17 protein-coding genes and 4 pseudogenes are annotated in these 24,060 nt (G+C 41.4%); 20 read left to right on the forward strand and 1 reads right to left on the reverse strand.

Annotated features, from left to right (window positions below; genetic code table 11):
• The first annotated feature begins 2 nt into the window (after window positions 1-2).
• The 3 genes and pseudogenes from pfkA (at window position 3) to M5V91_RS27430 (ending at window position 3,320) form a co-directional block, all read left to right on the forward strand.
• Complete coding sequence (pfkA, locus tag M5V91_RS27420; RefSeq protein ID WP_009333241.1) at window positions 3-962, forward strand: 6-phosphofructokinase; 960 nt, start codon at window positions 3-5, stop codon at window positions 960-962.
• 84 nt (window positions 963-1,046) lie between these two features.
• Window positions 1,047-2,806: pseudogene (gene pyk, locus M5V91_RS27425) on the forward strand (pyruvate kinase).
• Between the two features lie 127 nt (window positions 2,807-2,933).
• Complete coding sequence (locus M5V91_RS27430; RefSeq protein WP_009333239.1) at window positions 2,934-3,320, forward strand: FxsA family protein; 387 nt, start codon at window positions 2,934-2,936, stop codon at window positions 3,318-3,320.
• Between the two features lie 166 nt (window positions 3,321-3,486).
• On the opposite strand, the gene ytvI is transcribed toward M5V91_RS27430, so the two are convergent.
• Window positions 3,487-4,608, reverse strand: a complete 1,122-nt coding sequence (gene ytvI / locus M5V91_RS27435) for a sporulation integral membrane protein YtvI (RefSeq protein WP_009333238.1) — start codon at window positions 4,606-4,608, stop codon at window positions 3,487-3,489.
• Window positions 4,609-4,834: 226 nt separating this feature from the next.
• Here ytvI and M5V91_RS27440 point away from each other — a divergent pair, with 226 nt between their 5' ends.
• From M5V91_RS27440 to nrdR, 17 genes and pseudogenes are all read left to right on the forward strand, one after another.
• Window positions 4,835-5,296, forward strand: coding sequence for a DUF441 domain-containing protein (locus tag M5V91_RS27440; protein WP_009333237.1), 462 nt, complete (start codon window positions 4,835-4,837; stop codon window positions 5,294-5,296).
• Window positions 5,297-5,850: 554 nt separating this feature from the next.
• Window positions 5,851-6,972, forward strand: a complete 1,122-nt coding sequence (gene citZ / locus M5V91_RS27445; RefSeq protein ID WP_034296644.1) for a citrate synthase — start codon at window positions 5,851-5,853, stop codon at window positions 6,970-6,972.
• 196 nt (window positions 6,973-7,168) lie between these two features.
• The gene (gene icd / locus M5V91_RS27450; protein ID WP_009333235.1) at window positions 7,169-8,437 is read left to right on the forward strand and encodes an NADP-dependent isocitrate dehydrogenase; all 1,269 of its coding nucleotides are present in this window, start codon (window positions 7,169-7,171) and stop codon (window positions 8,435-8,437) included.
• Window positions 8,438-8,659: 222 nt separating this feature from the next.
• Window positions 8,660-9,601: a malate dehydrogenase gene (mdh, locus tag M5V91_RS27455; RefSeq protein ID WP_009333234.1), complete on the forward strand. Its 942-nt coding sequence runs from the start codon at window positions 8,660-8,662 to the stop codon at window positions 9,599-9,601.
• A 431-nt stretch (window positions 9,602-10,032) separates the two neighbouring features.
• Window positions 10,033-10,509: a MaoC/PaaZ C-terminal domain-containing protein gene (locus M5V91_RS27460; RefSeq protein ID WP_009333233.1), complete on the forward strand. Its 477-nt coding sequence runs from the start codon at window positions 10,033-10,035 to the stop codon at window positions 10,507-10,509.
• A gap of 225 nt (window positions 10,510-10,734) precedes the next feature.
• A complete protein-coding gene (locus tag M5V91_RS27465) occupies window positions 10,735-11,451 on the forward strand; it encodes a response regulator transcription factor (RefSeq protein ID WP_009333232.1) in 717 nt (238 codons plus the stop codon).
• The gene (gene pnpS, locus M5V91_RS27470) at window positions 11,448-13,223 is read left to right on the forward strand and encodes a two-component system histidine kinase PnpS (protein WP_009333231.1); all 1,776 of its coding nucleotides are present in this window, start codon (window positions 11,448-11,450) and stop codon (window positions 13,221-13,223) included. Before M5V91_RS27465 ends, pnpS begins: the two co-directional genes overlap by 4 nt.
• A 251-nt stretch (window positions 13,224-13,474) precedes the next feature.
• Window positions 13,475-14,439, forward strand: a pseudogene (gene hflK / locus M5V91_RS27475) (FtsH protease activity modulator HflK).
• Entirely contained in the window at window positions 14,432-15,364 is a 933-nt protein-coding gene (gene hflC / locus M5V91_RS27480; protein WP_009333229.1) for a protease modulator HflC, read from the forward strand. Before hflK ends, hflC begins: the two are co-directional and overlap by 8 nt.
• Window positions 15,365-15,762: 398 nt before the next feature.
• A pseudogene (gene polA / locus M5V91_RS27485) lies at window positions 15,763-18,374 on the forward strand (DNA polymerase I).
• Window positions 18,375-18,668: 294 nt separating this feature from the next.
• Window positions 18,669-19,495, forward strand: a pseudogene (mutM, locus tag M5V91_RS27490) (DNA-formamidopyrimidine glycosylase).
• Between the two features lie 94 nt (window positions 19,496-19,589).
• Complete coding sequence (gene ytaF, locus M5V91_RS27495) at window positions 19,590-20,225, forward strand: sporulation membrane protein YtaF (protein WP_009333226.1); 636 nt, start codon at window positions 19,590-19,592, stop codon at window positions 20,223-20,225.
• Window positions 20,226-20,249: 24 nt separating this feature from the next.
• Complete coding sequence (gene coaE / locus M5V91_RS27500) at window positions 20,250-20,849, forward strand: dephospho-CoA kinase (protein WP_009333225.1); 600 nt, start codon at window positions 20,250-20,252, stop codon at window positions 20,847-20,849.
• Window positions 20,850-21,094: 245 nt separating this feature from the next.
• Entirely contained in the window at window positions 21,095-22,126 is a 1,032-nt protein-coding gene (locus tag M5V91_RS27505) for a glyceraldehyde-3-phosphate dehydrogenase (protein ID WP_009333224.1), read from the forward strand.
• A gap of 323 nt (window positions 22,127-22,449) precedes the next feature.
• Window positions 22,450-22,824: an adenosylmethionine decarboxylase gene (speD, locus tag M5V91_RS27510; protein WP_009333223.1), complete on the forward strand. Its 375-nt coding sequence runs from the start codon at window positions 22,450-22,452 to the stop codon at window positions 22,822-22,824.
• 138 nt (window positions 22,825-22,962) lie between these two features.
• Entirely contained in the window at window positions 22,963-23,367 is a 405-nt protein-coding gene (locus tag M5V91_RS27515) for a hypothetical protein (RefSeq protein WP_009333222.1), read from the forward strand.
• A 114-nt stretch (window positions 23,368-23,481) separates the two neighbouring features.
• Complete coding sequence (gene nrdR / locus M5V91_RS27520) at window positions 23,482-23,943, forward strand: transcriptional regulator NrdR (protein WP_009333221.1); 462 nt, start codon at window positions 23,482-23,484, stop codon at window positions 23,941-23,943.
• Window positions 23,944-24,060 lie beyond the last annotated feature (117 nt).

Here is a 24,060-nt window from a genome sequence, read left to right on the forward strand (position 1 = left end):
TTGTGAAGAAAATAGGAGTATTAACAAGCGGCGGCGATTCTCCTGGCATGAATGCAGCTGTACGTGCAGTTGTCCGTAAAGCGATTTATCATAATATTGAAGTGTATGGTGTTTATGGCGGATATTCCGGCTTAATGTCAGGGAATATTAAGAAGCTTGACCTTGGTTCGGTTGGTGATATCATCCATCGCGGCGGCACAGTCCTGCATTCGGCAAGAAGCGAAGAGTTCAAAACAAAAGAAGGCCAGCAAAAAGGCATTGAACAGATGAATAAGCACGGTATTGAAGGTCTTGTGGTAATTGGCGGGGACGGTTCATATCGTGGAGCAAAAGCTTTGACAGAGCAGGGATTTCCTTGTGTGGGTGTACCTGGCACCATCGATAATGATATTCCGGGAACCCAATATACTATTGGCTTTGACACAGCTTTAAATACGGTTATTGATGCAATTGATAAAATCCGTGATACGGCTACTTCCCATGAAAGAACATTTATCATTGAAGTAATGGGAAGAGATGCAGGAGACATCGCTTTATGTGCAGGATTAGCAGGCGGTGCGGAAACAATCCTCATTCCTGAAGCAGGCTATAGTATGGATGAAATTGCAGAGAGACTTAAAAAGGGACATGAACGGGGCAAGAAACATAGTATCATTGTGGTTGCAGAAGGAGTCTGCAGCGGAGTGGAATTTGCCAAGCAGATTAAGGATACAACAAACTTTGATACGCGGGTTTCTGTACTTGGCCATATGCAGAGGGGCGGATCCCCAACTGCATTCGACCGGGTGCTGGCAAGCCGCCTTGGAGCACATGCAGTAGAACTTCTCCTTGAAGGCAAAGGCGGACGTGCGGTAGGAATTCAAAATAATAAACTTGTTGACCATGATATAATAGAAATATTGGATAGAGAGCATACACTTGACCTGGACCTATACAAACTTTCGAAAGAGCTGTCTATTTAATCTAATCAGATATAAGCCGGCACAAGCGGCATAAAGCTGTCAGTGCTGGTATTCAAGCTGCATCAAATCAGGAGGTAAATTAAAATGCGTAAAACGAAAATCGTTTGTACTATTGGACCTGCCAGTGAAAGTGTTGAAAAGTTAACACAGCTTATTGAAGCAGGAATGAATGTTGCCCGGTTAAATTTTTCCCATGGTGATTTCCAGGAGCATGGACAGCGAATTCAGAACATCCGTGAAGCTGCGGAAAAGACAGGAAAGACAGTAGCAATCCTCTTAGACACAAAAGGGCCGGAGATCCGCACAAACAATATGCTGGAAGGTGCGATTGAACTGAGAGCTGGGGAAAACATTATTATCTCCATGAACGAGGTTGAAGGAACAGCAGAAAAGTTTTCTGTTACATACGCAGGGCTAATTGAAGATGTACACACAGGAAGCAAAATTCTGCTTGATGACGGTTTAATTGGACTTGAAGTAACAAAAATCGATAAAGCCAACAGTGAAATTCACACAAAAATCTTAAATAGCGGAACACTTAAAAATAAAAAAGGCGTCAACGTTCCGGGTGTATCTGTGAATCTTCCTGGCATAACGGAGAAAGATGCTCAGGACATCATCTTCGGAATCGAACAGGGCGTAGATTTCATTGCCGCTTCTTTTGTCCGCAGAGCGTCTGATGTTTTGGAAATCAGACAGCTGCTTGAGGAGCACAATGCCTCTTATATCAACATCATTCCTAAGATTGAAAATCAGGAAGGTGTAGATAACATTGATGAAATTCTTGAAATTTCCGACGGTCTTATGGTAGCGCGCGGAGACCTTGGTGTCGAAATTCCGGCAGAAGAAGTTCCGCTTGTGCAAAAGAAATTAATTAAAGAGTGCAATGCACAGGGTAAACCTGTTATTACTGCAACACAAATGCTGGATTCCATGCAGCGCAACCCCGTCCAACACGCGCAGAAGCGAGTGATGTAGCAAATGCCATTTTTGATGGTACTGATGCTATCATGTTATCCGGTGAAACGGCTGCGGGCTCTTATCCTGTCGAGGCTGTGCAGACGATGCACAACATCGCATCAAGAGCAGAATCTGCTTTGGATCATAAAGAAATTCTATCAAACCGAAGCAAAGATAATGAACATAACATTACAGATGCCATTGGACAATCAGTGGCACATACAGCTCTAAACCTGGATGTTAACGCAATTATTACACCGACTGAAAGCGGCCATACAGCAAGGATGATTTCAAAGTACCGTCCGAAAGCTCCTATTGTTGCTGTTACTTCAAACGACTATGTATCACGGCGCTTATCTTTAACATGGGGTGTTTATCCTCAAATTGGCCAAAAAGCGTCTACTACAGACGATATGCTTGATATTGCAGTTGAGGAAAGTGTGAACAGCGGAATTGTCGCATCAGGAGATTTAGTGGTTATTACAGCTGGTGTGCCTGTTGGTGAAGCTGGTACCACCAATTTAATGAAAATTCATGTAGTGGGGGATATCCTGGCTAAGGCACAAGGAATCGGGCGCAAATCAGCCTTTGGAAAAGTCGTTGTGGCAAGAAATGCAGAGGAAGCATTGGCAAAAGTAACAGAAGGCTCTATTCTGGTTACTATCGGTTCTGACCGTGAAATGGTCCCTGCCATTGAAAAATGCAGTGCACTTATTACAGAAGAAGGCGGACTTACAAGCCATGCGGCTGTCGTGGGCCTTAATATTGGCATACCTGTCATTGTAGGGGTTGAAAAAGCAACAACCCTTCTCAAAGATGGGCAGGAAGTAACAGTCGATTCTCAGCGAGGCGTAATTTATAACGGCCACGCAAGCGTGCTGTAGTTAGGATTAAAAAAGGAAGGGGTCGCCCTTCTTTTTTTGGATTCCTGGGACAGACAAATTGTTATATTCTCAGTTTCATGTTTGGTATAATAAAGGTAAGTCTTATACAAAAAATAGAGGTGGCTTGATGCGCTACATTCTCTTGCTGATGATAATCGTTCCTGCTGCTGAAATTGGTGTTTTACTGCTATCAGGGAACACAATTGGTCTATGGCCTACTCTTGCGGTTATCTTGTTTACAGGCGTTCTCGGTGCTTATCTGGCCAAAAAACAGGGTCTTGAAACAATCAGAAAAATACAGGATCAGCTGCGCTGCGGGCAAATGCCTGGAGATGCCATTCTTGATGGGGCCTGCATCCTTATTGGAGGCACCCTGCTTCTTGCACCGGGATTCATTACAGATGCATTAGGATTTACATTGCTTCTTCCTTCTGCAAGAAAAGTACTTAAAAACATCCTGTATATAGGTCTGAAAAAATGGATGAACAAGGGAACAATCACGATAATCAGGTGAAAAAAGCTATATATAAAGCCGCTCCTTTAAATTGGAGCGGCTTGTTTATTTTATTGGCCATTTTATTTTCGGACGCATTCACACTTTTGATTATGCAAGTGCCAAATAGGCAATCCATTACATAGCCTGATTAAGATTAAGGGATGCCCACATTCAGATCATCATCTTAATCTGCTTCCTCATTGCCTTTTATAAACAACCAGATATCCCTGAATACTCCAGCTTTATGAAGAGTTGTGATGAGTACAAGAGTAACCGGCCCGGCGATTAAGCCCAGAAATCCAATCAGTTTAAAACCGACAAATAAAGCAATCAGGGTAGCTAAAGGATCAAGTCCAATACTTGATGAAAGGATCTTTGGCTCCATAATCTGCCGTTGTACCAATACGATGATATAAAGAATGCCAAGTCCGATTGCCCTGCTCATTTCTCCGCCGATTGCTTCATAGATGATCCATGGCACAAAAACCAGCCCTGTTCCGAGATAGGGTATTATATCGACAAGGCCAGTCACCAGTGCAATTGTAATAGCATAATCGACACGCAAAATCAGCAGTCCGGCAAGTATGATAACAGTCGTGATAGATACTAAGGTAGCCTGTGCCTTGACAAAGCCAAACAAGGCCTTCTGCAGATCGGCAAATACAGTTCTGCCGCTCTTTTTTGCACGGCTGGGCAGTATGCGGCTGAAGAGGCCTGAAAGCCTATGCCAATCCTTGCTGATGAAAAAAGTGGCCAGCAGCGAGAATATCAGGACAGTTGCTGCATTGGGAAACCAGGAAAGGATATTTGGGATTTTCTCGAAGAATGCCTGGATAAAATCTCCCAGAGTGGAGCCAAATTGCTTCCCGACATTTTCTATGTTCGTCATTATGGTATCCTGCTGGCCTGTGCCAAGATTATTAAATAAACTGGCAAGCTGGTTATAAAGAGGAATGATTTGCCCAGCAAAGAACTGCTCAATGAAGTCAATTAAAGTATCGAGGTGCTGCGGTACTACTTTTGCCAAATAATCTGCACCTGATACGATCTCTGCCACCAGCAATGTGATTAATCCAGCAAAAATGGCAAAGATAAGAATCAAAGCAATGAGGACTGCAAGAGCCCTGGGAATTTTCCATTTAACTTCCATCATGTTGACAAAGGGATTAATTAGAAAGGCAATGGCCAGTCCAATAATGAAAGGGTAAGTCACTTTGGATAAATATAAGAAAGCATAGAGACTTAAGATCACTACTCCAATAACAAAGAAAAATCTTACGGTCCGATAGATATATGCCGGGTTCAAGTAATAGCCTCCTTATTTAATTAGAACAGACTAAGTCATTGCAGCTGCCGTTTTTATGTAATGTTATTAGTCATATCATACATCAATTTTGATGAAGCTAAAAATAATTAGCTATTGTCTAGTAATACTTATTCTATTTATTAAAATCCGGTAAAGAACTCAGAAATTATTAAAATGAATTAAATTATGCTACGATAATATAGAAAGCTGGCAGGTGAATTAGCAAATGTTTTCCCAATCGCTCATTTTTTTGATTCTATTGCTGGGTATTGGTGTAATAGCAAAAAATCAATCATTGATCATTGCTGTCTTTGTATTGATTGTCCTTAAAGCAGCCGGCCTCGATTCAAAAGCCTTTTCATTCCTGCAGTCCAAAGGGATTAACTGGGGCGTAACCATAATTACAATCGCTGTCCTGGCGCCTATAGCAAGCGGTGAAATCGGCTTCCGGGATTTAGGTGGAGCGTTCAAGTCCCCTTATGCATGGGTTGCCCTTGTCTCAGGGATTGCAGTTGCGCTTTTGGCAAAAGGCGGCATCGTTCTGCTGGCTGAAGACCCTCATATAACAACTGCTCTTGTTCTTGGGACCATACTTGCTGTTTCCCTTTTTAAAGGTGTTGCCGTCGGTCCTCTGATAGGGGCAGGAATTGCGTATATGGCAATGAAAATCTTTGAACTCTTTAAATGAAGGATTCAAAAGGTTTTTCATTGCCCTTGGGCATTATTGTAAATAAACTTTTTTTGGAAAATAATATTTTTTAACATTTTAAGTGCTTTTCATTCACAAAAGTCAGATAATTGTTTATAATAGGACTTGTAAGCGTAACCTATTTCACGGTACCTATTATATTCAGTTAAGCTCTATTAAAATGTTATTAATATATTTTATTTTTTCTATTCAGAAAAAAATGTAAGCATTTTCTTTTTTTAAAGAGTACCGAGCAACCGCTCGATGGAATGCATGCCAAAAGAAAGTTTATTTCTTCCGTATATCGTGGAGTGCCCTTTCACTAAATGGAAGTTTCACCTTTCATGGTTTTGGTCTGTAGATCGGCTAATACAGCCGACTTTGCAATGGCTCCAGCAGCCCTATAAAAGTGTTCATAGTAAAGATAAAACAGAATGTGGACATGACAAGGAAGCTTTTCTGAAAAATGAAAAATCAGGTTCGGCTTACTTATGTTTAATGTACAGACAAAAATGGGTATGGGGAAATTTTATTATGTAAAGGAGAGATTCGGTATGACAGTAACACGCGGTCTTGAAGGGGTAGTAGCTACTACTTCGTCTATCAGCTCCATCATAGACGATACATTAACCTATGCAGGCTACAATATTGATGATTTGGCTGAAAATGCAAGCTTTGAAGAGGTTATTTATCTTTTATGGCACAGAAAGCTTCCTACTCAATCCCAGCTGGATGAGTTGAAGAGTCAGCTTGCAGCAAACTACTCTCTTCCAGAGGAAGTTCTGAACCATTTTAAAACATATCCAATTGACAAAGTGCATCCAATGGCTGCTCTGCGTTCTGCAGTGTCTCTATTGGGACTTTATGATGAAGAAGCAGACCAGATGGGTGAAGAAGCAAATTATAAAAAAGCAATTCGCCTTCAAGCTAAAATGCCTGCTATCGTAACGGCATTTGCTAGAGTAAGAAAAGGCCTTGAGCCAATTGCTCCTAGAACAGATCTTGGATTTGCAGCCAACTTCCTATACATGCTTACAGGCAAAGAGCCTGAACCAATCGCAATTGAAGCATTTAATAAAGCGCTGGTTCTTCATGCAGACCATGAACTAAATGCTTCCACTTTTACTGCACGTGTATGTGTAGCCACATTGTCAGATATCTATTCCGGAGTTACAGCTGCAATTGGCGCTTTAAAAGGGCCTTTGCATGGCGGTGCCAATGAGGCGGTAATGAAAATGCTTACTGATATCAGCACTCTTGAAAATGTGGAGCCATATATCCGTGAAAAGCTTGAAAAGAAAGAGAAAATCATGGGATTTGGACATCGTGTATACCGTCAGGGCGACCCTCGTGCCAAGCACTTAAGAGAAATGTCCAAAAAGCTTACAGAACTTACCGGGGAACCACACTGGTACGAAATGTCCACGCAAATTGAAGCGATTGTTACCGGAGAGAAAAAACTTCCGCCAAATGTCGACTTCTATTCTGCATCTGTATACCACAGCCTGGGAATCGACCACGATCTGTTCACGCCGATTTTCGCTGTAAGCCGCGTATCCGGCTGGCTGGCCCATATTCTCGAACAATATGAAAATAATCGTCTGATCCGCCCGCGTGCTGACTATACAGGCCCGGGAATGCAAAAATTCGTTCCAGTAGAGCAAAGAGGTCTTTAAAAAGCAGATTAATAGAACTAATTACTACTCAGCATTTTACTTTTTATCAAAAAATTGCTGTAATAGAGAGAGCAGGGAAAAGGTTAGGGGCAAATGCCTTCTAACCTTTGATTCTGATATACTGATGCAGCATCGTGCCGAAACTATATAAAAATAAAGGCTGATGCTCGCACTTTTCAAAATGGAGGGTATAACAATGCAAGGTGAAAAAATCACAGTTACTAATGGTGTATTAAATGTACCAAACAATCCAATCGTTCCTTTTATTGAAGGAGACGGAACAGGTCCTGATATTTGGGCAGCAGCTTCCCGTGTATTGGATGCATCAGTTGAAAAAGCCTATAATGGTGAGCGCAAGCTTGTCTGGAAAGAAGTATTAGCAGGAGAAAAAGCTTTCAATCAGACTGGTGAGTGGCTTCCTTCTGAAACACTTGATGTGATTAATGAATATCTAATTGCGATTAAAGGACCATTAACAACGCCAATCGGCGGCGGCATCCGTTCCCTGAATGTTGCGCTTCGCCAGGAGCTTGACCTATTTGTGTGCCTGCGTCCGGTTCGCTGGTTTGAAGGTGTTCCTTCTCCAGTTAAGCGCCCTCAGGATACTGACATGGTTATTTTCCGTGAAAATACTGAAGATATTTATGCTGGCATTGAGTATGCAAAAGGCTCTGATGAGGTTAAAAAGCTAATTTCATTCCTTCAGGATGAAATGGGCGTTAATAAGATCCGCTTCCCAGAAACTTCAGGCATCGGCATTAAGCCTGTTTCAGAAGAAGGAACTAGCCGTCTTGTACGCGCTGCCATCGAGTATGCAATTAAAGAAGGCCGCAAATCTCTAACACTTGTACATAAAGGCAATATCATGAAATTTACTGAGGGTGCCTTTAAAAACTGGGGTTATGAGCTTGCTGAAAGGGAGTACGGAGAAAAAGTATTCACTTGGGCTCAATATGACCGCATTAAAGATGAGCAGGGTGTTGAAGCAGCGAACAAAGCACAGGCAGATGCAGAAGCTGCTGGCAAAATTATCGTTAAAGATGCGATTGCTGATATTTTCCTTCAGCAGATCCTTACCCGTCCAAAAGAGTTTGATGTTGTTGCGACAATGAACTTGAACGGCGATTATATTTCTGACGCACTTGCTGCACAGGTTGGCGGCATTGGTATTGCTCCAGGAGCAAACATTAACTATGAAACTGGACATGCGATCTTCGAAGCAACTCATGGTACAGCTCCAAAGTATGCTGGCCTTGATAAGGTTAACCCTTCTTCTGTTATTCTTTCAGGTGTATTAATGCTTGAACACCTTGGATGGAACGAAGCTGCAAACATGATCGTTAAATCTATGGAAAAATCTATCGCTTCAAAAGTCGTAACATACGATTTTGCCCGTCTAATGGATGGAGCAACTGAAGTGAAATGCTCAGAGTTTGCAGACGAATTAATTAAAAATATGGAGTAAAAAACAAAAGCGCCTTTAATAAAAGGCGCTTTTGGCTAATATACTATTTCTGCAGTGTTATTTGGATTGCTTCTTGGGGAAACTTCTGCAGCTGGGCAGCTGGCGATTTTTGTAAGTGATGAATGTGTAAAGCTAATAGGATGGCTGTTTTAATAAAACAGCCTCTTTTTCATAAGGAATGCAAATTCCTGATACTTTCATTTCCTAAAGGAGGAACTGCTCATGTCATTGAAACGCAAAAAGATTTCTGTAATCGGTGGGGGATTTACTGGAGCGACAACCGCATTTTTGCTTGCCCAAAAGGAACTTGGAGACGTTGTGCTGGTCGATATTCCGCAAATGGAAAACCCGACAAAGGGTAAAGCTCTTGATATGCTTGAAGCAAGTCCTGTTCAAGGATTCGATGCGAACATCACGGGTACTTCCAGCTATGAAGATACAAAGGACTCTGACATTGTCGTTATTACAGCAGGCATAGCCAGGAAGCCAGGCATGAGCCGGGACGACCTTGTTCAAACGAACCAGAAGATTATGAAAAGCGTAGCTCAGGAGATTGTAAAACATTCCCCAAATAGCTATATTGTTGTCCTGACTAATCCAGTTGATGCGATGACCTATACAGTCTTCAAAGAATCAGGCTTCCCCAAAAACCGTGTAATTGGTCAATCGGGCGTTCTTGATACAGCCCGCTTCCGCACATTTGTGGCCCAGGAACTGAATTTGTCTGTTAAAGACATTACAGGATTCGTACTTGGCGGACACGGTGATGATATGGTTCCGCTAGTCCGCTATTCATATGCAGGCGGCATTCCTTTGGAAACATTAATTTCAAAAGATCGTCTTGATGCCATAGTTGAGCGCACGCGTAAAGGCGGCGGAGAAATCGTCAACTTATTAGGCAACGGAAGTGCATACTATGCTCCGGCTGCTTCCCTTGTGGAAATGTGTGAAGCTATCCTTAAAGATCAGCGACGTGTATTGCCTTCCATTGCTTACCTTGAAGGAGAATATGGCTACGAAGGAATCTATCTGGGTGTGCCTGCAATCCTTGGTGCAAACGGTATTGAAAAAATAATAGAACTTGAACTGACAAGCGAGGAAAAAGCTGCCCTCGATAAATCGGCAGATTCAGTTCGCAAGGTAATGGAAGTTTTAGCGTACTAAGGAAAGATGGCTAGTGTTTTCACTGCAGCAGTCTCAGTTTAATCGCTGATTTGATTGGAGCGGAGGTCACTTGAACCTCGAAAATGCTATTGCATTTCCTTTGTACGGTGTTGATTCAAGGGAGATTATTCAATGTCCTGGTGAGACTACACAGGCGCAGGAGCGGCGAGGCGGCGCACCGCCCGCCCCCAGAAAGCAAGTGACCCGTGCTGAAATCAACGTGCAGAATTCTTAAGCTAGTCAATAACTTTGAAAAATAAATAGTAAAAAAATTCGGGGTCGGCTCTCCGAATTTTTTTACTGGAAGCTCTTTTGGGAAATAGTATAAAATGATATCATATAAAAAATAGACTGAATAATTTAAAATATTTTACAGTCTATTTTTTTACAGCAACTATGTAAACGGTTACAATACTTGGAGGTGCTAAGATATGCTGCTTGGAAAGAAAAGAAAACTGGGAAGAACCATTGATGAAATTTCTGTTGGTGAAAAACTGACGCTTACAGAAAAAATAGAAGATAAGGACCTATTGCTGTACCTGGGCTTAACGAACGATGCAAACCCTTTATATATCCAGCATGACTATGCCTCACAAACACCTTATAAAAAGCCGATTGTGCCAAGTGTTATGCTGAATGGCATCATTAACTCTGCCATATCAAAATATTTGCCGGGGCCAGGAAGCCATGTTTTAAAGCAGGAGATCGAGTATGTGAAGCCTGTCTATCATTATGGCACCGTTCAATTTTTATTCGAGGTAACAGAAGTGAACACGTCAAGTCACACCGTACAAATTAAGGTACAGGGAACAAATGAAGAGGATCAGACGGTTATTAACGGACAGCTCCTTATATGCCCGCCATACAAGCCTCAGCCAATGGATGGGAATGCTCTGGATAATTTCTGATAGTAAAAAGATGTGCAGAAGACGCACATCTTTTTTTATGAATCCAGTCTTATCCAACAATTGATCCGAAAAAAATCATGAAATATATTATAATAAAGGTATATGGCAAATAGGGGTTTGATAGGCAGGAGGGATACCTGCTTTTATAAAGATCGCTGACACTCCAATGGTGCTGTTTCAGCTGAGGTTTCAAAACAGGGGTAATTCATTCACTCGGAGGATCGTATGGATAAGAAAATTCTAGTTGTAGATGACGAACAATCTATCGTAACTTTACTTCAATATAACCTGCAGCAGGCGGGCTATGAAGTGATCACAGCCATGGATGGCCAGGAGGGAAAAGATTTGGCCATTTCTGAAAAGCCGGATCTAATTGTACTTGATCTTATGCTTCCAAAGCTTGATGGAATTGAAGTATGCAAACAGCTTAGACAGCAGAAAATTGCGACACCTATTTTAATGCTGACTGCCAAGGATGATGAATTTGATAAGGTCCTTGGCCTTGAACTGGGTGCGGATGATTACATGACAAAGCCTTTCAGCCCCCGGGAAGTGGTTGCCAGAGTTAAAGCCATCTTAAGGAGAACTCAATTTGTTCCTGAGGCTGCTGAGGAGAAAACAGAAGATGGCGATTCTTTGCGGATTGGCGGCCTGAAGATATTTCCGCAGCATTATGAAGCTTATTTTGAAGATGAACTCCTTGAATTAACTCCGAAGGAATTTGAATTGCTATTATATCTTGCCAAGAATAAGAGCCGTGTTCTTACAAGGGATCAGCTTCTTAGCGCAGTTTGGAATTATGATTTTGCGGGAGACACAAGAATCGTTGATGTACATATTAGCCATTTAAGAGAGAAGATTGAAACCAACACTAAAAAACCTGTATATATAAAGACCATTCGCGGACTGGGCTACAAATTGGAGGAGCCTAAAGGAGAATGAACACGTTTCGCACCCGCCTGCTATTCGCATTGCTCACTTTAATTCTGGTTGTTTTAATTGCGTTGGGCCTTCTTTTAGGCCAGCTTTTTAAAAGCTATTATTTACAAACATTTGATGCACGTCTGCAAAAAGAGTCTGAACTGGTATCGAGCTATGTTGAGGGCAACGGGGGCATTGGATCCCTAAGTATTGACAAAATCAATGAGTTCGGGGACATTCTTGATTTGCGTGTAACAGTTACGGATGGCCAGGGCAGAATACTATTGGACAGCAGCGTTAAAAGTGAGACAACACAAAGCAGGCATCAGGAAATTATATTAGAAGTACTAAAAAAGGAATCTGCAAATGAATCAGGATTGGAAGTGGCCGGAGGGTTTAACCTGCACTATTATTGGCAGCCTGTCATAATAAATGGCGAGAAGGACGGCTATATCTTCTTAAGCACAAAGATGGCTGAATTCCAAAAGGCTTACCAGCAGATTTGGTGGATTTTGACTATCAGCCTGGGGCTTTCTTTATTTGTGATTATTCTGCTTGGATCAAGAATTACCGCACGGTATACAAAACCTATCGAGTCAGCTACAAAGGTTGCAATTGAACTTACAAAGGGAAACTACCGTGCAAGAACATATGAAGACCAGGAAGACGAAACAGGTATGCTTAGTAAGTCTATCAATGTATTGGCGAGGAATCTTCAGGAAATGGTGAAGTCCCAGGAAATGCAGCAGGACCGGCTTGGGGCTCTCATTGAAAACATGGGAAGCGGCCTGATTCTTATTGACAGCAGAGGCTATATTAATTTAATGAACCGGCCATATAAAGAGGTTTTCAATGTAAATCCTTCCGAATATCTTTATAAACTCTATTATGAAGTGATTGAGCACAAAGGTATTACCGAAATGGTCGAAGAAATTTTCATGACTGAGCAGAAAGTAAAAAAACAGCTTATTATTCCCGTCAATATCGAAAGACGTTACTTTGAAGTATATGGAGTCCCGATTATTGGCACGAATGATGAATGGAAAGGGATTTTACTTGTTTTTCATGATATTACAGAACTGAAAAAGCTTGAGCAGATGAGGAAGGATTTTGTAGCAAACGTTTCCCATGAATTGAAAACACCTATAACTTCGATAAAGGGTTTTTCGGAAACTCTTTTGGATGGTGCGATGGAAGACAAACAGGCTTTAAATGATTTCCTCAGTATCATTTTGAAGGAGAGTGACCGGCTTCAATCTCTTATTCAGGATTTGCTGGATCTATCGAAAATCGAAAAGCAAGGATTCAGCCTTTCCATTCAGCAGCTGGACCTGACTGATGTACTCGAAGATGTGATGGCCATTATGAAAGGGAAAGCAGCAGAAAAGGAAATTGTTTTTAAATATCAGAGAGATGAAAAGCCGGTATATATCGAAGGTGATATTCACCGGCTTAAGCAGGTGTTTATAAATATCATATCCAATGCAATTTCTTATACGCCGAATCAGGGAGTCATCTATATTTCAGCAGCAAAGACCGGCAGCACAGTTTTGACTGAAATAAGGGATACGGGGATTGGAATTGAAGCCAGTGAAATTCCTCGTATTTTTGAACGTTTTTATCGGGTGGATAAAGCTAGAAGCAGGAATTCAGGCGGTACAGGACTGGGCCTTGCCATCGTTAAGCATCTGGTTGAAGCACATAAAGGATCCATCTCAGTAAAAAGTGAGGTCGGCAAAGGTACCTCCTTTATAATTGAACTTCCCAAAATGAATAATGAAAAAAATGGGTGAAGTGGCAGGTTTATCTTTACATTATTTTTACAGCAGATTTATGTCCCCTTTACATTCCGCTGATAAAATCATAATTGTTAAACCCCTTCATCCAAGGAGCCATAGAAAAAGGTGAAAGCTGACCCCGCTTTCGCCTTTTTCATTTTTGCTGATTTTCCTTCTTTCTTGAACTTTTGTCATATTTATGAAACCTTTACGTAAATAAATCGTATGAAAAGTTATAGAAAGAGTGCTAGGGAAGGGAGAGAGAAATGGTCAGCTTAAAGCGGATTTATACAATCGCAGGGCTAATTCTGGCAATTGTTATTTTAAGTATAGTTGCCTTTACAACATGGTACACCGTCGATGAATCGGATCAGGCAGTCATTTTAACATTTGGGAAAGTGGAGGAAGGCATTACGGAGCCGGGACTTCATTTCAAACTGCCATGGCCTGTCCAAACCGTGGAGAAGCTTTCAAAGGAAACCTTTTCGCTCCAGTTTGGATATGAAGAAAAGGATGGAGAAATAAAGGATTTTCCTGATGAGACAAAGATGATAACCGGTGATGAAAATATCGTTCTGGCAGATCTGGTGGTACAGTGGAAAATTACGAATCCGGAAAAATATCTTTATAATGCTGAAGATCCAGAAGAAATCCTATATGATGCTACTTCCTCATCCTTAAGAAGTATTATAGGGGGATCTAAAATTGATGATGCACTAACTTCAGGAAAAGCAGAAATTGAAGCGGATGTCAGAGAGCTCCTAACCTCTTTAATTGGCAAATATGATATTGGCATATCCGTTCTTGCAGTCAAACTGCAGGATGTGGAACTGCCGAATGATGATGTCAGAAAAGCCTTTACGGATGTAACGGATGCGAGGGAAACCGCCAATACCAAAAAAATGAAGCAGAAAAATATAAGAACCAGAGAATGAATGAAGCAGAAGGTGAGAAGGAGGCTCTTGCCTCCAAAGCGGAAGGTGAAAAAGCGGCCCGTCTGGAAAGAGCACGTGGAGATGTGGCAGTATTTAATAAATTGTATGGAGAATATAAGAATAATCCTGATATCACAAGAGAGCGGCTTGTCATTGAAACGCTGGAGCAAGTCCTTCCAGGTGCTGAAATTTACATTATGAATGACGATGGAAATACAATGAAATATTTCCCGATCAGGCCGCTTGAGAAAGAACAGGCCAAACCGAAAGAGGAAGCTGGTGAGGATAATGAGTGATCAAAATGTGGTAAATATCAATGAACGGGGCGGGAATTTCCAGTGGAAAAGTTATACCAAACTTGGACTCATCCTTGTGCTTGTCATTGCCGCACTCGTAATTCTTTTCAGCAACCTTTTTATTGTAAAGGAAGGGGAGTACAGGGTCATCCGTCAATTTGGAGAGGTAGTCCGGATTGAGAGCGAGCCTGGATTAACATACAAAATACCATTTATCCAAAGTGTTACCACGCTCCCTAAATACCAAATGACTTATGACGTGTCCGAAGCTGAAATCAATACAAAGGACAAAAAGGTTATGATTATTGATAATTATGCAGTATGGAAAATTGATGACCCGAAGAAAATGATCTCAAATGCCAGAACATTGGAGGGAGCGGAGGCCAGAATGGAAGAATTCATCTACTCTGTGACCCGCTCCGAATTGGGCCGGCTGAATTATGATGAAATAATTAATGATGAAAAGTCATCAAGGGGATCATTGAATGATCAAATTACTACTAAAGTGAATGAATTGCTTTCTAATGATAACTATGGAATCACAGTAACAGATGTACGAATTAAACGAACAGATTTACCTTCTGAAAACGAACAGTCCGTGTACACCAGAATGATTTCAGAGCGCCAGTCAACAGCCCAGGAATACTTGTCCAAGGGTGATGCCCAGAAGAATATCATCATTGCTGAAACGGACAGGAATGTCAGGGAAATGCTGGCCAAGGCCCAGGCGGATGCTGAAACGATCCGGGCGGAAGGAGAAGCGGGAGCTGCGAAAGTCTACAACGAAGCCTTCTCAAAGGATCCTGAATTTTATTCCTTGTACCGCACGCTAGAATCATATAAAAAGACCATTAATGGTGAAACTGTAATTGTTCTCCCTTCGGACTCACCATATGCCCGACTGCTGATGGGGTATACGGATTAATAATTTTTAACCCAAAAGCCGTTATTTTTCTTTCTCTATCTGCTCATGATAGAATAAAGGAAAATAACGGCTTTTTTATTGTGGGCAAGGCGCTTGCGCTTTTCTAGTTAGATAACTGTCTAGCTTCAGGCGCCATCAGCTCTAGGGTCTAGGCCAATCCGTCTAAAAGGTTAAAGAACACCCTTTCAGCCGGCTTGTCATATGCTTGAGGCCCACAGGACATGGAAGGCTTCGTCAGCATAAACATCGCACGACCGAAAGCGATAGCTTTTGGGAGGATGTGGGTTATGCAGACGTTGCCACAGGACGTGGCGTTTTTAGTCTGCGTGCCTTTATTAAGCGGGCGCCTTCCGCTTTTCTGATAGGAGGAGATATTAGTTGGATAAAAAAAGCTTGTTCTGATTGATGGCAACAGCATAGCTTATCGGGCATTTTTTGCTCTGCCGCTTTTAAACAATGATAAAGGAATACATACAAATGCTGTCTACGGATTTACCATGATGCTGCAAAGGATTCTCGAGGATGAAAAACCAACTCATCTTCTTGTGGCGTTCGATGCCGGAAAAACAACCTTCCGCCATAAAACCTTCAGCGAGTATAAAGGCGGAAGGCAGAAAACACCGCCTGAGCTATCAGAGCAGTTCCCCTATATCAGAGAACTTCTTGATGCTTACGGGATTTCCAGATATGAACTGGAAAACTATGAAGCGGATGATATTATTGGAACACTGTCCCTGCATGCCGAAAAAGATGGCTATGAAGTTAAAGTTATATCTGGGGATAAGGATTTAACACAGTTAAGTTCTGATGCTGTAACAGTCAGCATTACCCGCAAAGGCATTACTGACATTGAAGAATACACACCAGCTCATATAGAAGAGAAATACGGAATCACAGCTGACAGGATTATTGATATGAAAGGCCTAATGGGAGATAGTTCCGATAATATCCCAGGAGTTCCGGGAGTTGGGGAAAAAACAGCCCTTAAATTGCTGAAAGAGTTTGGAACCCTTGAAGAGCTCTTGGATTCTGTTGATAAGGTGAGCGGGAAAAAACTGAAAGAAAAGCTGGAAGAATTCAGGGATCAAGCTTTAATGAGCAAAGAACTTGCCACTATCACCAGAGAAGCCCCTGTTGAAATTAAAATTGAAGATATTGAATATGAAGGTTTTGATAAAGAAAAAGTTATAAACATCTTTAAAGAATTAGGCTTTAACTCTTTACTGGAAAAGCTGGGCGGTGACACAGAAGCGGTCGAAGAGAAACTTGAAGAAATTGAATTTATCATTGCGGATGAGATTAAGGAAGAGATGTTTACCGATGAAAATGCATTTTATGTTGAGCTTCTAGAAGATAATTACCATTATGCAGACATCATTGGTTTTTCCGTTGCGAATGATAAGGGGAATTTTTCTTCTCCAAAGAAACGGCCTTAAAGTCAGATGTTTTTAAAACGTGGGCTGAAGATGAAACGAAAAAGAAGACAGTCTATGATGCCAAAAGATCGGAAGTCTCACTCCGGCATCATGGAGTTCATCTAAAAGGTGCCGATTTTGACCTTTATATTGCTTCTTATCTTATTAACCCATCTCAGACTATTGAAGATATGGCCTCTATAGCAAAAAATCATGGCTATAATGCGATTCAATCTGATGAAGCTTTTTACGGAAAAGGAGCAAAAAGGCGGATTCCGGAAGAAAAGGAACTCGCCGGGCATTTGGCAAGGAAAGCAGCGGCCTTGATGACATTGAAGGAAAAATTGGATAGTGAATTGAAGGAAAACCAGCAATCCGAGCTTTTTTATGACCTGGAAATGCCGCTGTCTCTGATTTTGGCTGATATGGAATCAACCGGTATTAAAGTGGATCTTGAGCGCCTGAAAACAATGGGACAAGACCTGCTCTCCAAATTGGATGAAATCGAAAAGCGCATACATGAGCTTGCCGGAGAAGCGTTTAATATCAATTCTCCAAAACAGCTCGGTGTGATCCTTTTTGAAAAATTAGGGCTGCCTGCCATTAAAAAAACAAAAACAGGGTATTCCACATCTGCTGATGTTCTGGAGAAACTAGAGAACAGCCATGAAATTATCCGGGACATTCTGCATTACCGCCAGCTTGGCAAACTTCAATCCACTTATATTGAAGGCCTGCTTAAGGTGGTTAACTATGAAACAGGCAAAGTCCACACCAGATTTAATCAGGCTCTTACACAGACAGGAAGGTTAAGCTCAACAGATCCGAACCTGCAGAATATTCCGATCCGTCTGGAGGAAGGGAGAAAAATCAGGCAGGCATTTGTCCCTTCAGAACCTGGCTGGGCCATCTTTGCAGCAGACTACTCGCAGATTGAACTGAGAGTACTGGCTCATATTGCGAATGATGAAAAGCTGATTGAAGCATTTATTGAAGATATGGATATTCACACGAAAACGGCAATGGAAGTATTCCACGTTAATGCCGATGAAGTTACATCCAATATGCGGCGCCATGCAAAGGCCGTAAACTTTGGAATTGTCTACGGAATCAGTGATTATGGCCTGTCCCAAAGCCTGGGTATCACACGGAAAGAAGCGGGTAAATTTATTGACCGCTATCTGGAAAGTTATCCTGGCGTTAAGCAGTATATGGATGATATTATCCATGATGCTAAACAAAAGGGATATGTCTCGACCCTTCTTCACAGAAGAAGGTATCTGCCTGAAATCACAAGCCGAAACTTCAACCTGCGAAGCTTTGCAGAACGAACCGCCATGAATACACCAATCCAGGGAAGCGCGGCCGATATAATAAAAAAAGCCATGATTGACATGGCTGACCGCCTAAGAAAAGAAGAACTCAAAGCACGCCTTCTGCTGCAGGTTCACGATGAACTGATCTTTGAGGTGCCAGAGGATGAAATAGAAACGCTCAAAAAAATCGTACCGGACGTTATGGAAAATGCAGTAGAATTGAAAGTTCCGCTAAAAGTGGATTATTCCTTTGGGCCAACGTGGTTTGATGCGAAATAAAAGTTGATTTTGAGGAAATTACTTTGCAAGTAATTCACCTAATATGATTTTTCTTGTTGTGATATGCTAAGTGCTATTAAAGATCGTGTTAATTGGAGTGGAAGGTGCGGGACTCCTGCGGGAGTGGCGAACCCAGGGAGACCCCACAGGTGCATAGCGCCGAGGAGGCTCCCGGAAGCCCCGCGGAAAGCGAGTGCCTGCAGCGGAAATTAACACCCCGGCAAACAGGATTCAATATACATCATAAAGCAAAGTCCAAAGCATTTTTAACTGATTTACAAAGGAGGGAGGACCATGCCTGAACTTCCTGAAGTTGAAACGGTCAGAAGAACATTGCAGGAATTGGTCATCGGCAAAACCATTGCACATGTTTCGGTTTTCTGGCCCAAAATGGTTAAGCATCCGGAAGAGCTTGTTCAATTCAAGGATGCTTTAGCAGGCCAAATTTTTCAGGACATTGGCAGGAGAGGAAAGTTTCTAATACTCTATACCATTGATTATGCCCTTGTGTCCCATCTGAGAATGGAAGGCAGGTACGGACTTTTTTAAAAGAAGAGCCTGTTGATAAACATACTCATGTGATTTTTCATTTTACAGATGGCACAGAGCTCAGATATAAGGATGTCCGTAAATTTGGAACGATGCACTTATATGCAAAGGGTGAAGAATTTAAGACTCTTCCGCTGGCACACCTGGGACCGGAACCATTTGGAGAAGAGTTTACGGCAGAAGATCTTGCTGCAAGACTTGCACGGACCAACCGCAATATCAAAACTGCACTTCTCGATCAGAAAACGATCGTAGGGTTAGGAAATATTTATGTCGATGAAGCATTATTCCGTTCACGAATACATCCTGAAAGAGCGGCAAATAGTTTAACAAAAAGCGAATTGGAGACACTTCACAAAGAGATTGCAGATACCCTGAGGGAAGCGGTTGATAAGGGAGGGAGCACCATTCGCTCCTATGTTAATTCCCAGGGGCAAATTGGCATGTTTCAGCTTGAACTTTATGTGTATGGGCGAAAAGGGGAAGATTGCAAAGTCTGCGGAAGCACGCTTGAGCGGATCGTGACAGGAGGCAGAGGGACAGTCTATTGTCCAGCATGCCAGAAAAAATAATAATGCAGAATAGAGCTGAAATGCGTTTCGAATAACATTGGATGGGCTTCTTCCATATACTATCGTAGCGATTGACAGGAAGGAGCTCTATTCTATGGCGCATACATTCTCTCTTTTGATACTTGCTTTTGCTGTCAGTCTTGACAGTTTTAGTGTCGGTTTAACCTATGGCTTAAGGAAAATGAGCATACCATTTAAATCGATCAGTATAATCGCTTGCTGTTCAGCTTTAACATTAATGGCTGCCATGACAATTGGCCATTTTATAGAAGCCTTTTTATCTCCGGCTTTAGCTGAAAGTTTTGGGGGAGTCATACTTATTTTTCTTGGTGCCTGGGTACTTTATCAATTTTTCAGGCCGGAAAAGATTAAGGATGTCCTGCCGCATGAAAAAACGATTGTGAACCTGGAAATCAAATCTCTTGGGCTTGTCATTAATATCCTGAAAAAGCCGATGTCCGCTGATTTTGACAAATCCGGAACCATCACAGGAATTGAAGCACTGATGCTCGGGCTCGCTTTATCCCTTGATGCTTTCGGAGCTGGGATCGGTGCAGCTATGCTTGGGTACTCGCCTTTCTACCTGGCAATGACAGTCGCCGTTATGAGTTCTCTGTTTGTGTTTATGGGAATGCAAGTAGGATCCCTCTTCTCCAAAAGCGGGTGGGTCCATAAGTTCTCATTCATCCCTGGAATTATTTTAATCGTAATCGGGATATTAAAAATCTAGCATTTTATATGAAAGGAACACACTATGTCACTGACTGTAGGTTTGACAGGCGGGATTGCAAGCGGGAAAAGCACCGTTTCATCTCTCCTCATCGAAAAAGGATACACTGTAATCGACGCGGATATAGAAGCCAGATTAGCTGTTGAAAAAGGAGAGGAAGCTTATCAGGAAATTGTCCGTCATTTTGGGGAAAGGGTTCTGCTCAAAGACGGTTCAATTGATCGTGCGGAACTGGGCTCCATTATTTTTCATGATGAAAAAGAGCGGAAAGCCTTAAATAGCATTGTACATCCTGCTGTCCGCAAAAGAATGACAGCCAAAAAGGAACAAGCAATCAGCCGTAATGAACAGATGATTATTTTAGATATACCGCTTTTATTTGAAAGTAAATTACAATACATGTGCGACAAAACATTATTAGTTTATGCAGATGAAGGTATACAGCTGCAGAGGCTGATGCAAAGAAATCAGCTTTCCGAGAAAGAAGCAATGGCAAGAATTCATTCCCAAATGCCTTTAAGAGAAAAGAAGGCATTGGCCGATGCTGTAATCGATAATAATGGCAGGATTGAAGAAACAGAGAAACAATTGTGGGATATTTTAAGAAAATGGAATGCTATCTAAGGGCCTGTCACGGGCTCTTTTTTGTTGCATTTAATACCCAATTAGTATGACAAAAATAAACTTTATGTTTCTGATTTTTAGACCATTACCCCATAAAACATGGTGAAAGTAAAGGGTTTATATTTCTGAATTGTTAAACATTAAAAAATCCGCATTTAATTCATCACAAATGATTTTTAATATGTTATACTAATTACATCTTAGGGTAACAAAAAGTATAACACTAATGCGGAAGGGGCCGTAACATGAAGGCGAGAATAGCGATTAACGGTTTTGGAAGAATTGGACGTATGGTTTTTAGAAAAGCCATCCTTGATGAAAATCTTGAAGTGGTTGCCATAAATGCAAGTTATCCAGCTGAAACTTTGGCACACTTAATTAAATATGATACAAACCACGGACCATTCGAAGGAAGTGTTGTTCCTGAAGACAATGCTATTGTGGTGAACGGAAAAAGTGTTAAGCTTGTCAGCAGCCGAAATCCTGAAGAGCTTCCGTGGAAAGAATTGAACATCGATATCGTCATTGAAGCAACAGGAAAGTTCAATTCACGTGATAAAGCAGCTCTTCACCTTGAAGCCGGAGCTAAAAAAGTAATTCTGACTGCTCCTGGAAAAAATGAAGATGTGACTATTGTTATGGGCGTAAATGAAAGCGCATTAAAAATTGAAGAACATGATATTATTTCTAATGCTTCATGTACAACAAACTGTCTTGCACCTGTTGCAAAAGTCCTTGATGAACAATTTGGCATTGAAAACGGACTTATGACAACAGTTCATGCATATACAAACGACCAAAAAAATATTGATAACCCGCATAAGGATTTACGCCGGGCGCGTGCTTGCGGACAGTCCATAATCCCGACTTCCACTGGTGCCGCTAAAGCTTTGTCGCTGGTATTGCCTCACTTAAAGGGCAAATTGCATGGAATGGCACTCCGTGTCCCAACGCCTAACGTTTCATTAGTTGACCTCGTAGTGGACTTAAAGCGCGACGTTACATTAGAAGAAGTGAATGCGGCATTTGCAACTGCTTCACAGGGATCGCTGCACGGTATCCTTGATATTACTGACGAACCATTGGTTTCAATTGATTTCAACACAAATGAACACTCTGCCATCATCGATGGATTATCTACAATGGTAATCGGCACCAGCAAAGTAAAAGTACTTGCATGGTACGATAATGAGTGGGGTTATTCCTGCCGTGTTGTAGACTTAACAAAATTTGTTGCACAGGAACTTTTCCAGGCATCTGCAGTAAAAATTGGATAATCGCCAATTTCTCTTAATATAAAACTACCCATACCCTTAAAGCCTGCCATTCCCCGGCAGGCTCCTTTTATTGGACAGAATTAAATCCTGAGAAGGACAAAGCCTTCAGAAATTTTGCCAAAAAAAATGTAAAACAATGTGTTGCAAAAAGAAATTAAACAAAGTATACTAATCCTCGTGAACTTCTCCGAGGTTTTGGTATGGTAGCTACTTAAAGGGTTAGGACCTCTCTGGACTAACTTTCCCCGTGGTAGTTATGGACCAGTTTAAATCTGGAATTTCATTAATTAATAGCTTAAAAGTTTAAAGGGGGAAATTTGAATATGGAAACTATGGGTCGTCACGTAATCTCAGAACTTTGGGGATGCGATTTTGAAAAGTTAAATGATATGGATTTTATTGAGCAGACATTCGTAAATGCTGCATTAAAATCTGGTGCTGAAATTCGCGAGGTTGCATTTCATAAATTTGCACCACAGGGTGTAAGCGGAGTGGTTATCATCTCTGAATCTCATTTAACTATTCACAGCTTCCCGGAGCATGGCTATGCCAGCATTGATGTGTATACGTGTGGAGATCTTGACCCTAACATCGCTGCAGACTTTATTGCAGAATCGTTAGGAGCTCAAACGCGTGAGAATATCGAAATTCCTCGCGGTATGGGTCCAGTTCAAGTTAAACAAGCTCAAGTACTTTAATAACAGAATGATCTTAGGCAATCCAGAGGTGTATTCAATACACCTCTTTTTATTTTGTTTAATACTCTGCCACTACCTTTAGTATCTTCCTCAAAAATAGTACAATAAGGATACATAATAAATATCGGAGGAAAGAGGATGTCTATTTTCAGGCAGCTTGCCAGCCGCTATAAAAAGCAGTGTGAAACAAATGAAAACCACTCTGATCCTGAGCTCACTACAAGATATTATAGAACCAATACAGCTCAAATGATGCAAACGATTGAAGATTTATTTAAAGCAGACCAGAATGTGAACATTCTCAGCATTTCCAGAGAACGCGGCGAGATAGCAGCAGAAATTAAGAAAAATAAAGCTTGTTTTGCCATTGTCACAGTCGTGACTGTCAGGCCTTTCGAAACGGCTGTAGATATCAATATCTCAACTGAGCAATCCTCCCCGGCAGGTGTCCACCCAATCCTTAAGGGAGAAGTTCTTTCCATTTATGAAAAGGTGAATAAACGGCATGATTTTCTCGGTTCTGCAAGAAACGCAGATAAATAGTTGTACTTGTACTGACAACTCCTTTTTTATAAGATAAGAGTATCAAATAAAATTCGGTAATTGATCTAACGCCAGCAAAATAACTTACTTATAAAAGAATTCGGAGCTGATTGTATGAGATGCCCTTCATGCCAAAACAATAATACCCGTGTTCTCGATTCCCGTCCTGTTGATGACAGCAGATCCATTCGGCGCAGAAGGGAATGCGAGAAATGCGGGTACCGGTTTACGACTTTTGAAAAAGTGGAAGAAATTCCTTTAATTGTTGTGAAAAAAGAAGGCACCAGAGAGGAATTCAGCCGGGAAAAAATACTTAGAGGCCTTATTAAGGCATGTGAAAAGAGGCCGGTTGCCCTAAAGGACCTGGAGGACATTACTTTTGAAGTGGAAAAAGAGCTCCGCAGCAACGGTGTCTCTGAAATAAAAAGTGATGAAATTGGCGAAATGGTCATGGACAGGCTCGCAAATGTGGATGATGTGGCATATGTTCGTTTCGCATCGGTTTACAGGCAATTTAAAGATATCAATGTTTTTATTGATGAACTCAAAGAATTAATCAAAAAAGAACACTCTTAAATCAGGTCAGTTGCCGCTGTCCCTGATTTCGAATGAAATAGTTTGATGGGCTGAAGGATTTCTTTGGCTCTTTTTTTACGGTATATGTTTTTGATATTAATCAATGTGATAAATATT

Origin of the sequence: Cytobacillus pseudoceanisediminis (genome assembly GCF_023516215.1) — a bacterium.
In the GTDB taxonomy this organism is placed as follows: domain Bacteria; phylum Bacillota; class Bacilli; order Bacillales; family Cytobacillaceae; genus Cytobacillus; species Cytobacillus pseudoceanisediminis.